This is a genomic window from Amycolatopsis sp. NPDC058340, assembly GCF_042723975.1.
Classification (GTDB): domain Bacteria; phylum Actinomycetota; class Actinomycetes; order Mycobacteriales; family Pseudonocardiaceae; genus Amycolatopsis.
In genome coordinates, this window is sequence record NZ_JBHXIB010000001.1 from 393,504 (window position 1) to 406,544 (window position 13,041).

The window sequence follows — 13,041 nt, forward strand, 5'->3', positions numbered from 1 at the left end:
GTGAGTGTAGAGGCGGGTCAAGCGAGCAGTGGCCGCAAGAGACGTCGTTGCTCTTCGGGGACGTACTCGGCGTAGTTGTCATACAGCGCCTGCTTCGCCAGCCGCGAAGCACGTTCACCGTCGGAGGCCCGGATCGCGCCGAGCACCTCTTCGTGATGTGTCAGCCAGTTGCGCATCAACGCCGTCCGGTCGTCGGCGTGCTCCAGTTTGTCCTCGATGAGTTCCAGCACGACGCCGCGCACGACCTCGCCGCTGATCACCAGCAACGGATTCCCCGTCGCACGGGCGATCGCTTCGTGGAACGCGACGTCCGCGTGGGAGAACTCCGCGAATCCCTTCGAGACGCCGGCGCGCATCGCCTCCAGCGCGGCGTCCAGTTCGGCGAGATGGTCTTCCGTCCTGAGCTGCGCGGCGAGCAGATGTGCGGAACCGTCGAGCACCATGCGGAACTGCAGGAGTTCGGACAAGCCGAGATGGTCGGCCCGCGCCAGCCGGTGCATCGACCGGTGCAACGCGGCGGGGGAGGCGGCCAGCACCTCGGGTCCGCGCGGATCTCCGGGCCGCGAGCGGATCATCTCCGCCGCTTGCAGCACACGCAGCGCTTCGCGCACGGTCGAGCGGCCGACGTCGAACTGGACCATCAGTTCGCGTTCGCTCGGCAGCCGGTCGCCCGGTTTGATCCGGCCGCTGAACACGGCTTCCTCGATCTGTTCGACGACACGCTGGTACGCGCGGACAGGGGCGACCGGCTCGAATTCCATCTTGACCCTGCCGTCTCGTCTGGTTTACTGGTCAGACCAGTCTACCGGTCAGGGGGCAGGATGAAAGCCCGGATTCACGCGGCGGTGGCAGCGTTCCTGCTGGTGGCGTCCGGCTGCTCCGCCGGTTCGAGCGCCACGGTCGCCAAGGATCCCGGCACGCTCGCCATCGGGTACACCGCCGAACCCGCGAACTTCGACTTCACCCGCACGGACGGCGCGGCCATCCCGCAGGCCTTGCTCTACAACGTCTACGAGGGCCTGGTGAAACTCGACGCGAACGCGAAGATCGTGCCGCTGCTGGCCGAATCGTGGACGGTGTCGGAAGACCGCAAGATCTACGACTTCAAGCTCCGGAAGAACGCGAAGTTCAGCAACGGGGCGCCGTTCACCGCCGAGGACGTCAAGTTCTCGCTGATGCGCGTGAAAACCGACTGGACCGTGTCGATCAAGTCCACAATGGACGTCGTCGACCGGGTCGACGTGGTGGCGCCGGACCACGCGCGCGTCGTTCTCACGAAACCCAGCAACGGCTGGCTGTTCAGCCTCACCAGCCGCCTCGGCGCGATGTTCAGCCCGACCGGGGTCGCGGATCTGGCGAACAAGCCGGTCGGCACGGGACCGTACACGGTGTCCTCGCGACGTCGTGGCGACTCCATCGTGCTCAAGCAGAATCCCGCGTACTGGGGCACGAAACCGGCCTATTCGACCGTGGTCCTCAAGTACATCAAGGATCCGACGGCGCTCAACAACGCCTTGCTCAGCAACGGGATCGACGTCATCTCCGCGATCACCGTGCCGGACTCGATCCCGCAGTTCCAGAGCGACGACCGGTTCTCCGTCGTCGAAGGCACGACGAACAGCGAGGTCACGCTCGCGTTCAACAACGCGCGCCCGCCGCTGAACGACGTCCGGGTGAGAAAAGCGCTGTCGTACGCGATCGACCGGAAGGCGTTGCTGGACACGGCTTGGGCCGGCCGCGGCACCCTCATCGGCAGCATGGTCCCGCCGACGGACCCCTGGTACGAAGATCTGTCGAACGCGTATCCGTTCGATCCCACGAAGGCGAAAGCGCTGCTCGCCGAAGCGGGACAGCCCCATCCCACGCTGCGGCTGCGGATCCCCAACCTGCCGTACGCGGTGTCGGCCGCGCAGGTGGTGTCCTCGCAGCTGGCGGACGTCGGGGTCACGGTGACGATCGAGCCGCTGGACTTCCCGGCGGTGTGGCTCAAGCAGGTCTTCACCGACCGCGACTACGACCTGTCGATCATCCAGCACGTCGAGGCGCGCGACATCGTCACGTTCGGCAGGCCGAAGTACTACTGGGGTTACGACAGCAAGCCCGTCCAGCAGAATCTGGCGAAGGCCGATGCGGGCACGCCTCAAGAGCAGGTCGATGCGATGCGCCAGGTCGCCCGGCGGCTGTCCGAAGACGCCGCCGCGGATTGGCTTTTCCTGTTCCCCAACGTGATCGTGGCGAAGAACAAGGTGACCGGGTTCGTCCGCAACCAGGTCAGCGAGTCCTTCGATCTCACGGGATTGGCGCCGCGATGACGGTCAAGATCGTGCGCCGTGTGGCGATCCTGGTGGCCAGCGTGCTGGTCGCGTCCGTCGTGGTGTTCCTGTTCATGGCCGTGCTGCCGGGCGATCCGGCGCAGGTCGCGCTCGGCGTCAACGCGACACCGGAGCTGGTCGCGAAGACCCGCGCCGAATTCGGTATCGACAGGCCGCTGGTGACGCAGTACTTCGACTGGATCGGCGGCGTCCTCCAAGGTGACTTCGGCCGCTCGTACGTCACGCGCGAGGAGATCGGGCCCGCGCTGACCGACCGGCTCGGCGTGACGTTGTGGCTGGTCGGGGCCGGGATGCTGGTGGCGTTGCTGATCGCGATCCCGGCCGGGACGTTCGCCGCGGTGCGGCACCGGAAGGCCGACGGCACCGCGCTTTCCGGGCTGTCGCAGATCGGCGTCGCGATCCCCGCGTTCCTGGCGGGCATCATCCTGGTGCAGATCTTCGCGGTGCAGCTGCGCTGGCTGCCTTCCGGTGGCTGGACACCGCCGGTGCAGGATCCCGGCGAGTTCCTCCGCGGGCTCGTTCTGCCCGCACTGTCGCTGGGGCTTGTGCAGGGCGCGGTGCTCACGCGTTATGTCCGGTCCGCCGTGCTCGACACGCTCGGTCAGGACTATCTGCGCACGGCGCGGTCCAAGGGGCTGCGGCCGTTCCAAGCGTTGTTCCGCCATGGTCTGCGCAACGCCGCCGTGCCGGTGGTGACGGTGCTCGGGCTGCAACTGTCGACGCTGCTGATCGGCGCGGTCGTCGTCGAGCGCGTGTTCGTCCTGCCGGGCCTCGGCAGCATGCTGCTCGACTCGGTGGCGTCGCGGGATCTGTTGTCCGTGCAGGGGATCGTGCTGGTCCTGGTGGTCGGCGTGCTGCTGGTGAACTTCGTGGTCGACGTCCTCTACACGGTGCTCGACCCGAGATTGCGGGGTTCCTGATGCGTAACCGCACTCTCGTCATCGGTGGCGTCCTGGTCGCGTTGATCGTCGTCGCCGCGCTGCTTTCGTTCGTCTGGACGCCCTTCGACCCGGTGAAGGTCGACGCGGCCAACCGGCTGCACGACTTCAGCGGCGCCAATCCGCTGGGCACGGACAGTTTCGGCCGCGACGTGCTGAGCCAGCTCATGGTCGGCGCGCGGACGACGCTGTACGTCGGCGTGGTCGCGGTCGGTATCGCCGCGGTGATCGGGACGCCGCTCGGCATCCTCGCCGGGATGTCGTCGCGCTGGCTCGGCGAGTTCGTCATGCGGGTCAACGATCTCGTGCTCGCGTTCCCCGCGTTGCTGCTGGCGATCATGTTCGGCGCGGTGTTCGGGGCGGACACGCTGACCGCCATGGTGGCGATCGGCATCGCGACCATCCCTTCCTTCGCGCGGATCGCGCGGTCGGGCACGCTGCAGGTGATGAGCAGCGAGTTCGTGCTGGCCGCGCGGTCGGCAGGCCGGTCGCGGCTGAACATCGCGGCGCGGCACGTGCTGCCGAACATCTCGGGGCTGCTGATCGTGCAGGCGTCGGTGTCGTTCGCGATCGCCGTGCTCGCGGAAGCGGCGCTGTCGTTCCTCGGGTTCGGCACGCGGCCGCCGACGCCGTCGTGGGGCCGGATGCTCCAGGAATCCCAGATGTTCCTGACCCTGCACCCACGGCTCGCGCTCGTGCCGGGCGTCGCGATCGCCATCGCCGTCCTCGGCTTCAACCTGCTCGGTGACGGCCTCCGCGATCGTCTCGACCCCCGATTGGCGGCGCGGCTATGACGCTTGAAGTCCACGGTCTCGGCATCTCCGGGCTGGTCCGCGACGTCTCGTTCGGCATCACACGCGGTGAGCGCGTCGGGCTGATCGGCGAGTCGGGTTCCGGGAAGTCGTTGACGGCGTTGTCGATCATGGGGCTGCTGCCCGAAGAGCTCGCCGCTTCCGGATCGGTGAAACTCGACGGCCGCGAGCTGCTGGGCGCGCCGGAGAAGGAGCTGTCGCGGCTGCGCGGCAACGAGATGTCGATGGTGTTCCAGGAGCCGATGACCGCGCTGAACCCGGCGATGCGGGTCGGCGCGCAGGTGGCCGAGCCGATGCGGATCCACCGCAACGGCGGGAAAGATCCCGAGGCTTTGCTGGCTTCCGTCGGGCTGCCCGGCGTCGCTCGCGCGTATCCGCATCAACTGTCCGGCGGGCAGCGGCAACGCGTCGTCCTCGCGATCGCGCTGGCCAACGACCCGAAGCTGCTGATCTGCGACGAGCCGACGACGGCGCTCGACGTCACCGTGCAGGCGCAGATCCTGGAACTGATCCTCGACGGCGTGCGGCAGCGGGAGAGCGCGCTGCTGTTCATCACCCACGATCTCGCCGTCGTGGCGTCGGTATGCGAGCGGGTGCTGGTGATGCTGGACGGCGAGATCGTCGAAGCGGGCACCACCCGTGACGTGCTCACCGCTCCACAGCACGAGTACACGAAGAAGCTGTTGGCCGCTTCGGATCTGGAGGCGAGCCGATGATGATCTCGGTGCGGGATCTGGAGCGCCGCTACACGCGTCGCGATGTGCACGCCTTGCGCGGAGTGTCGTTCGACGTCGAAGCAGGTCAGCGGTTCGGAATCGTCGGCGAATCGGGTTCGGGGAAGTCCACTTTGGTCAGATTGCTGGCCGCGCTGGACAAGCCGACGGCGGGCAGCGTCTCGTTCCAGGGCAAGCGCGTCGACACCTTGCCGGAGCGCAAACTCGGCTTCCTGCGGTCGGAACTGCAGATCGTCTTCCAGGATCCGATGGGTTCGCTCGACCCACGGATGCGGGTGCGCGACATCATCTCCGAACCGCTGGGCCGCCGGGATCCCGCGCGGGTCTCGGAGCTGTTGAAGGCCGTCGGCCTGCCTTCGGATGCCGCGGGACGGTATCCGCACCAGTTCTCCGGCGGGCAACGGCAGCGAATCTCGATCGCCAGGGCGCTCGCGCCGAACCCGAGCGTCCTCATCGCGGACGAACCGGTGAGCGCGCTTGACGTCTCGGTGCGGAAGCAGATCCTCGACCTGCTCGCGTCGCTGGTCGAGCTCTACTCGCTGACGTTGATCTTCGTCTCGCACGACCTCGGCGTGGTGCGGCACGTCTGCGACCGGGTCGCGGTGATGCGGCGCGGCGAGATCGTCGAGATCGGCGACGTCGACCAGGTCTACGACGCGCCGGAACACGAGTACACCAGGGAACTGCTGGCGGCCGCGCCGAATCTGCGGGCCGAGCTGGCGCGGTTGCGGGGAGGGGACGATGGCTGAGTATCCGGAAGGACTGCCGATCGGCGACGGCTGGGTGTCCACTGTGGACACATCGCCGGTGTACTTCCCGTACGACGGGAGCGAAATCGGCCGGGCACCGGTCGGGACGCCGGAGCTGGCCACGCGGGCGATCGACGAGGCCGTCGCGGTGTTCAAGCAGGTCGCGGCCTTGCCGTCGCGGACCCGGCGATCGCTCCTGAACGACGTCGCTGCGGCGCTGGAGGCCCGGCGTTCCGAATTCGAGCAGCTTCTCGTGCTGGAAACCGGCAAACCGCTGGTCGACTGCCGCGTCGAAGTCGCGCGGACGATCGTCACCTGGCAGGCCGCCGCCGAAGAGGTCTCGCGGCTGCACGGCGAGACCGTCCCGCTCGATCTGCTGCCGTCCGGCGACGGGCTGGTCGGGTTCTGGAAACGCAAGCCGATCGGTGTGGTGGTCGGTATCGCCGGGTTCAACTATCCGCTGCTCCTGGCGTCGCACAAGATCGCGCCCGCCATCGCCGCGGGCTGCCCGGTGGTGGTGAAACCCGCGCCGCAGACGCCGCTGGCGACGTTGTGGCTCGTGCATCTGGTGCGCTCGCTGACCGATCTGCCCGCGATGGTCCAGCTGGTCACCGGTGACGCGGCCGTCGGCTCGGCGCTGGTCACGGACCGGCGGGTCGGCGCGGTGTCGTTCACCGGATCCGCGCTGGTCGGGCACCGGATCGCCCGTGACGCCGCGCCCACGAAGACGCTGCTGGAGCTCGGATCCAACGCGGCACTGGTGGTCGCGGAGGACGCGGATCTCGACGCGGCCGCGGACGCCGTGCTGCGCGGCGGGTTCTACGCGTCCGGGCAGGCGTGCATTTCGGTGCAGCGGGTGCTGGTCGTCGACGCCGTCGCCGAGGAATTCACCGAACGGGTGTTGGCGCGGCTCGGCGAGGTCGTAACCGGTGACCCCCGCGACGAGAAGACGCGGGTGTCGGCGCTGATCGATCCGGGGTCCACGCGGCGTGTTCAGGAATGGGTCGACAAAGCGACCTCGGCCGGTGCGCGGCTTGTCGGAGGCGGCGTCGACGGCACGGTGATCCGGCCGACCGTGCTGCTCGACGTGCCCGACGGCGTCGAATGCTGGGACGAGGAGATCTTCGGCCCCGTGGTCTGTATCCGCACCGTGTCCTCTGTGGACGATGCGTTCGACGCGGTCAACGCGTCGCGCTACGGGCTGCACGCCTCGGTGTTCAGTACGTCCTTGAAGACGGCGTTCCGCGCGCTCGACGAGCTCGAAGTCGGTGGCGTGGTGGTCAACGAGGTGCCCGGTTTCCGGTCCGACACCATGCCGTACGGCGGGGTGAAGGACTCCGGGATCGGGCGGGAAGGGCCGCGGTTCGCGGTCGAAGAACTGACCGTGACGAGGATGGCGGTGCTGCGCCCGTGACGTACGAAAACCTGTTCCGGCTCGACGGGAAGCGAGCCGTCGTCCTCGGCGGTGGCAGCGGAATCGGCCGCGAATCCGCCAGGGCACTGGCCGCGCACGGCGCCGAGGTGATCGTCGCGGACCGCGATGTCGCCGCCGCCAAGGAAACCGGCGTGGGCGAGGCGTACGAGATCGACCTGCTCTCGGAAGGCGCGGCCGCGCGGGCGGCGGAGGAACTCGGCGAGATCGACGTCGTCGTGCTGACCGCCGCGACCAACGTGCGCAAACGGCTGCTGGAGTACACGCGCGAGGAATTCGACCGGGTGATCGCGCTGAACCTCGGCGCGACCTTCGAGGTCGTGCGCGCGTTCGGCGCCGGGATGGTCGAACGCGGGCGGGGGAGCATCGTCGGGTTCTCGTCGATCCGCGGCACCACCGTCGAGCCCGGCCAAGGGCCGTACGCGGCGACGAAAGCCGGTCTGGTGCAGCTGTTCCGCACGGCCGCGGCGGAATTCGGCCCGGCGGGGGTGCGGGTCAACGCGATCGCGCCCGGCGTCGTCGAAACACCGCTGACTGCGCAGATCAAGGCGAATCCGGCCTGGTACGACGCGTACGCGACCAAGGGCGCGCTCGGCCGCTGGGCGCGTCCGGACGAACTCGCGGGCGCCGTCGTGTACCTGGCGTCGGACGCGTCGTCGTTCGTCACCGGCTCCGTGCTGGCGGTGGACGGCGGCTGGACCGCGGTCGACGGCCGCTTCGAACCGCCCGCGACGTAAGGAGCACTGCCGTGCCGGAGTTGCCCGATCTGACCGCCGTCGAACTGATCGACCAGTACCGCGCTGGGACTTTGTCGCCGGTCGAGGTCACCGAAGCGGTCCTCGCACGTATCGAGGCACGCGAGCCCGAGCTGCACGCGCTCTACGCGTACGACCCGAGCGGTGCGCGCGAAGACGCGAAGGCGTCCGAAAGCCGATGGCACGCCGGGGAGCCGCTGGGCCCGATCGACGGTGTTCCGTTGACGCTCAAGGAGAACATCGCGACGCGCGGCACCCCCGTTCCGCTCGGCACGGCCGCCACGTCGCTGACGCCCGCGCCCGAGGACGCCCCGGCGGGCGCTCGCGTGCGCGAGTCCGGCGGGGTCCTGCTGGGCAAGACGACCATGCCGGACTACGGGATGCTGACGTCCGGGCTGTCGAGTTTCCACACCGCGTCAAGGAATCCGTGGGACACCACGCGCACTCCCGGCGGCTCCAGCGCCGGTGCGGGTTCGGCGGCGGCCGCCGGCTACGGCCCGCTGCACGTCGGCACCGACATCGGCGGCTCGATCCGGCTGCCCGCCGGCTGGTGCGGTCTCGTCGGGCTGAAGCCGAGCTTCGGCCGGGTGCCGGTGGATCCGCCGTTCCTGGGCCGCGTCGCCGGACCGATGACGCGGACCGTGGCCGACACCGCGCTGCTGATGAGCGTTCTGTCCGGTGTGGACGGTCGCGATCATCTCTCGCTGCCGCCTTCGTCTCTCGACTGGACGTCGCTTTCGGCCGAGGTCAAGGGCCTGCGGATCGGGCTGCACCTCGACCCCGGCGTCGGGCTTCCCGTGCTGCCGGAAACGATCGCCGCCGTCACCGAAGCCGCACGTGTCTTCGAGGCCGCGGGTGCCGTCGTCGAGCCGGTTTCGCCGTTCCTGCGCCGGGAAATGCTCGACGGACTCGACACCTTCTGGCGCGTCCGTGCCTGGTCGGACATGTCGGCCCTGCCCGAAGATCGCCGCGCGAAGGTGCTGCCGTACATCGCCGACTGGGCCGCCGGCGGTGCCGATGTCAGCGGTGTCGACGCCTATCGCGGCTTCGCGCAGATCGACGCCATCGCCGTCGCGACCCTGCGCGCGACCGAACGTTTCGACGTCGTCCTGTCCCCGACCTGCCCGGTCTCGGCCCCGCCCGCCGACTGGCCATCGCCGACCAACGACCCGCGCCGCCCGTTCGAGCACATCGCGTTCACCGTGCCGTACAACATGTCCGGCCAGCCCGCGGTCTCGATCAACTGCGGCTACACGAGCGACGACCAGCCCATCGGCCTCCAGATCAGCGGCCGCCGCTTCGCCGACCTCGACGTCCTTCGCGCCGCTGCTGCCTACGAAACCCTTCGCCCCACTCCGCGCCCCTGGCCCTAATTCAGGCGAGTATCGAGATAAGTGAGCCAGGAGTCCAAATGGGGGCAACGCGAGCGAAGTTCGTCCATGCCCAAGTCAGCTATGGCAAGTGGCCCGTCGTTCGTCTTCGAGTAGCCCGCGCAGTAACGAGCGAGGCGTTTCGACGGGGCGGTATCGAGGCCGTCGTTCACCAGTTCGGGACCGCCCGCGCCTTGCACGTCCTTCTGAAGCCGTTCAGTGAGGCCAGTGCCTGAGAACAGCCAGCCAAGCTGCTCGGCGGCGGCGAAGACCCAGGTCTCCAGCTCGTGGAGGACCAGATGGGGAACGAAACGCGTATCCGAAATCGCCGAAACCAGCGACTTCTCGACATGCTCGACCCGCTCGTACGCGGAGGATGAAGGCCTGTTCCCCATGCCGGGACTATCGGATGGAAAGCCGTAGTAGTCGAACAAGATCGTGAGGGTGTGGATGTCACTGTTGCGCAACAGCAGCCTGATCTCACGTTCCAGCTTGGCCCAGCTGCTCACACCTCCCTGACAGGCAGGTCCAGTGGCGGGCCTCTTGGTCGTCACGATCGACTTCGTGATCGTCCAACCTCGGTCCTGCAGATACGGTTCCAGGACGTTGTTGACCACTGTTTCCTCGGTCTGTCCTTCGACCAGCAGGTGCAGACGCCGATACTTGGTCGTCATCCGCGATTGTTCTCCTCGCGGACAGGGCGTCCGCCGAGCAGGTTCTTCTCCCATAGGTCGCCAAGGGAGTAGTCGGCGAGCCAGCCTTCCAATGTGGAGATATCCGGACGAGTGAAGTCGGAGGTACCCGCCTTGCGGTCGACCACTATCAGGTCACCGACTTCGAACTGATTCATGAGCGTCACGGACTGGGTGGCAATGAGCACCTGGCTTCGCCGTGACGCTTGACGTAGCAGATCAGCGAGCTGAACGATCGCGAAGGGATGGAGTCCGAGCTCGGGTTCGTCCAGCACCACGAGACCCGGCAGCTCTGGCTGCAGCAGAAGCGTCGCCAGGCAGACGAATCGCAGGGTTCCATCCGACATCTGGTTGGCGGAGAAGACCGCATCCGAGTCTTTCTGTCGCCAACGTAAGAGGATCAGATCGTTCGTGTCCGGCTTGAAGAAGAAATCCCGGAAGAACGGTGCCACGAGTTGAACCGCACCGACTATCCGGCGATAGGCGGAAAGCTCGGCGGGGTCGTTGCTTCTCTGCAGGCGGTAGAGGTAGGCGGCAAGGTTTCCGGCGTCGTTGCGGAGGCTGACGTCATCTGCGGTGGTGACGAGGCGTTTGACCGGCGCGTCGGCACTGGTGTCATGGAAGTGATAGACCTTGCAGCCTTGGAGAAGGCCGACGAAGCGTGATGCGAGCCCCTCCGGGTTTCGGCTGACCTCGTCAGGTAGCCGTGTTTCGCGATGTCCCTTCCCAAGCGGCTGTACGGAAGGCCGGATATTCGCCGGTGGGTCGGCACGCATGGTCTCGGTTGCGAAGACCAGTTCATCACGGGCGGCCGGGACCAGAGTGGCTTCGTAGGAGCCGGACTCGGCATGCAACTCGAGGTGTATCCGGGACGGAGATCCGCCGACGTTGAGCAGCGCTGAAGCCCCGCCGTTGAGCCCGACGTACAGCCCCAGCTCACTTTCGACGATGCGGCCGAGAAGCTCGAGCGCGTGGACGAAGTTGCTCTTGCCCGCGCCGTTCGCGCCGATGAGCACGTTCATCGCGCCCAGTTCGACGCGCGCCGAACGGATCGAGGTGAAACCTTCGATCTGGATCGACGTCAGCCGCTGTTGGGTCATGCACCTAGCTTAGGCAATCGTCTGGAAATGATGACGATTCGCCGCCTACCGGCGGCAGAAAGATCAAAGCCCCGGTGACATGACCAGCAGGTCAGGGCCATCGGGGCTCTCGTCGACCAGCTCAGCGTGAGCTGAAGGACGCTTTCCCCACATACGACGCGGCTAAAGGGCCCTTCACCGCATCTCATGCGGGTATGGCGCCCTTCAGCCGCCGATCGCCTCGGCCAGCGCCAGGATCCGCCGCGCGTTGTCCACGTGCAGGTTTTCGATCATCCGCCCGTCCACCGTCACGACACCCTGCCCGGCCGCCTGTGCCTCCTCGAACGCCGCGATGATCTTGCGCGACCGCGTGATCTCCTCCTCGGACGGCGCGAAGATCCGGTTGCACGGCTCCAGCTGCGCCGGGTGGATCAGCGTCTTGCCGTCGAAGCCGAACTGACGTCCCTGCACGCATTCCGCCTCGAAGCCTTCGAGGTCCTTCACGTCGTTGTAGACGCCGTCGAGGATCGCCTTGCCCGTCGCGCGCGCGGCCAGCAGCGCGAGCGAAAGCCCGCCCAGCAGCGGCGCGCGGCCGGGGACGAACTCGGCGTGCAGTTCCTTCGCCAGGTCGTTCGTGCCCATGACCAGCACGGTCAGCCGTTCGGACGCCGACGCGATCTCCTCGGCGTGCAGCATCGCGACCGGCGTCTCCACCATCGCCCAGATCTTCGTGTGGTCCGGCGCGCCACCGAGCTCCAGCGCGCGCTCTATGTTGTGCACTTCGGCGGCGGAGTTCACCTTCGGCACCACGATCGCGGCCGGGCCCGCCTGCGCGGCGGCGCGGAGGTCGGCGTCGTGCCATTCCGTGTCGAGGCCGTTGACGCGGATGGTCACCTCGCGCGAGCCGTACTCCTTCGACGAAGCGGCGGCGCAAACGCGTTCACGTGCGGCTTCCTTCGCGTCGGGCGCGACGGCGTCTTCGAGGTCGAGGATGAGGCCGTCCGCGTCCAGCGTCTTGGCCTTCTCCAGCGCTCTTTCGTTCGCGCCGGGCATGTAGAGGACGGAACGCCTGGGGTTCATGCGGAAGCCTCCTTCGTGGCCGCGTCGTAGGCGGCGGCGAGTTCAGGATCGTCGGCGGCGAGGGCGTCCGCGAGTTCGGCGACCACCCGGCACTGCTTCACCGAGGCGTCGTCCTGCATCTTCCCGTCGATCATCACCGCACCGGTGCCATCACCCATCTCGGCGATGACACGCCGTGCCCAGGCGACGTCCTCAGGCGAGGGCGAGAACACCTTCTTGGCGATGTCGATCTGCACCGGGTGCAGGCTCCAAGCGCCGACGCAGCCGAGCAGGAACGCGTTGCGGAACTGGTCCTCGCAGGCCACGACGTCGCGGATGTCGCCGAACGGCCCGTAGTACGGCAGGATCCCGTTCGCCGCGCAGGCGTCGACCATCCGCGCGACGGTGTAGTGCCACAGATCCTGCTGATAGGTCGTGCGTCCCTCGTTCAGGTCCTCGCCGGTCGGGTCCGTGCGCACGAGGTAACCGGGGTGCCCGCCACCCACCCGGGTGGTCTTCATCCGGCGGCTCGCGGCGAGGTCGGCCGGGCCGAGCGAGATGCCTTGCATCCGCGGGCTGGCGCCGGCGATCTCCTCGACGTTCGCGACGCCGCTGGCGGTCTCCAGGATCGCGTGCACCAGCAGCGGCTTCGTCAGCCCGGCTCGCGCTTCGAGCTGCGCGAGCAGCCTGTCGACGTAGTGGATGTCCTGCGCGCCTTCGACCTTCGGCACCATGATCACGTCGAGTTTGTCGCCGATCTCGGTGACCAGCGTGATCAGGTCGTCGAGCACCCACGGCGAGTCGAGGCTGTTGACGCGTGTCCACAGCTGCGTCTTGCCGAAGTCGGTCGACTTCGCGATGGAGACGAGCCCGTTCCGCGCGGCCTCCTTGCGGTCGGCGCGCACGGCGTCTTCGAGGTTCCCGAGCAGGACGTCGACCTTCTTGGCGATGTCCGGGACCTTGGCGGCCATCTTCTCGTTGCTGGGGTCGAAGAAGTGGATCATCCGCGAAGGAGGCACGGGGATCTGGCGGAGCGGTTCCGGCGCCCCCACCGCGAGCGGGGCGAAGAAATCCTTCGGCGAACGCAT

The 13,041-nt window shown here is 67.8% G+C and carries 13 protein-coding genes; 8 read left to right on the forward strand and 5 right to left on the reverse strand.

All coding sequences use genetic code 11. The annotated features are described in order from the left end of the window. Positions 1-17 precede the first annotated feature (17 nt). Positions 18-761 (reverse strand): FadR/GntR family transcriptional regulator, encoded by a 744-nt coding sequence (locus ACFWIW_RS01915; protein WP_378366661.1) that lies wholly within the window; start codon positions 759-761, stop codon positions 18-20. Positions 762-821: 60 nt separating this feature from the next. On the opposite strand from ACFWIW_RS01915, the gene ACFWIW_RS01920 reads away from it, so the two are divergent. Genes ACFWIW_RS01920 through ACFWIW_RS01955 form a run of 8 tightly spaced genes read left to right on the forward strand, consistent with a single transcriptional unit; the run spans position 822 to position 9,126 of the window. Further along, positions 822-2,312: an ABC transporter substrate-binding protein gene (locus ACFWIW_RS01920; RefSeq protein WP_378366662.1), complete on the forward strand. Its 1,491-nt coding sequence runs from the start codon at positions 822-824 to the stop codon at positions 2,310-2,312. Further along, on the forward strand, positions 2,309-3,253 hold the full coding sequence (locus ACFWIW_RS01925; RefSeq protein WP_378366663.1) for an ABC transporter permease: 945 nt from the start codon (positions 2,309-2,311) through the stop codon (positions 3,251-3,253). The genes ACFWIW_RS01920 and ACFWIW_RS01925 overlap by 4 nt, the downstream gene beginning before the upstream one ends. Beyond that, entirely contained in the window at positions 3,253-4,065 is an 813-nt protein-coding gene (locus ACFWIW_RS01930; protein WP_378366664.1) for an ABC transporter permease, read from the forward strand. Before ACFWIW_RS01925 ends, ACFWIW_RS01930 begins: the two co-directional genes overlap by 1 nt. Next, positions 4,062-4,799 carry an ATP-binding cassette domain-containing protein gene (locus tag ACFWIW_RS01935; RefSeq protein WP_378366665.1) on the forward strand — a complete coding sequence of 246 codons (738 nt, stop codon included), beginning with the start codon at positions 4,062-4,064 and terminating at the stop codon, positions 4,797-4,799. Before ACFWIW_RS01930 ends, ACFWIW_RS01935 begins: the two co-directional genes overlap by 4 nt. After that, complete coding sequence (locus ACFWIW_RS01940) at positions 4,796-5,566, forward strand: ABC transporter ATP-binding protein (protein ID WP_083649885.1); 771 nt, start codon at positions 4,796-4,798, stop codon at positions 5,564-5,566. Before ACFWIW_RS01935 ends, ACFWIW_RS01940 begins: the two co-directional genes overlap by 4 nt. Beyond that, on the forward strand, positions 5,559-6,980 hold the full coding sequence (locus ACFWIW_RS01945) for an aldehyde dehydrogenase family protein (RefSeq protein WP_378366666.1): 1,422 nt from the start codon (positions 5,559-5,561) through the stop codon (positions 6,978-6,980). Before ACFWIW_RS01940 ends, ACFWIW_RS01945 begins: the two co-directional genes overlap by 8 nt. Then, entirely contained in the window at positions 6,977-7,735 is a 759-nt protein-coding gene (locus ACFWIW_RS01950) for an SDR family NAD(P)-dependent oxidoreductase (RefSeq protein WP_378366667.1), read from the forward strand. The genes ACFWIW_RS01945 and ACFWIW_RS01950 overlap by 4 nt, the downstream gene beginning before the upstream one ends. A gap of 11 nt (positions 7,736-7,746) precedes the next feature. Beyond that, entirely contained in the window at positions 7,747-9,126 is a 1,380-nt protein-coding gene (locus ACFWIW_RS01955) for an amidase (RefSeq protein WP_378366668.1), read from the forward strand. Here ACFWIW_RS01955 and ACFWIW_RS01960 read toward each other — a convergent pair. From ACFWIW_RS01960 to ACFWIW_RS01975, 4 genes are all read right to left on the reverse strand, one after another. Next, complete coding sequence (locus ACFWIW_RS01960; RefSeq protein ID WP_378366669.1) at positions 9,123-9,797, reverse strand: DUF4276 family protein; 675 nt, start codon at positions 9,795-9,797, stop codon at positions 9,123-9,125. The genes ACFWIW_RS01955 and ACFWIW_RS01960 overlap by 4 nt on opposite strands. Next, positions 9,794-10,915, reverse strand: a complete 1,122-nt coding sequence (locus tag ACFWIW_RS01965; RefSeq protein ID WP_378366670.1) for an AAA family ATPase — start codon at positions 10,913-10,915, stop codon at positions 9,794-9,796. Before ACFWIW_RS01965 ends, ACFWIW_RS01960 begins: the two co-directional genes overlap by 4 nt. Positions 10,916-11,119: 204 nt before the next feature. After that, entirely contained in the window at positions 11,120-11,974 is an 855-nt protein-coding gene (locus tag ACFWIW_RS01970) for an HpcH/HpaI aldolase/citrate lyase family protein (protein WP_378366671.1), read from the reverse strand. Further along, positions 11,971-13,041, reverse strand: a complete 1,071-nt coding sequence (locus tag ACFWIW_RS01975) for a CoA ester lyase (protein WP_037333861.1) — start codon at positions 13,039-13,041, stop codon at positions 11,971-11,973. The genes ACFWIW_RS01970 and ACFWIW_RS01975 overlap by 4 nt, the downstream gene beginning before the upstream one ends.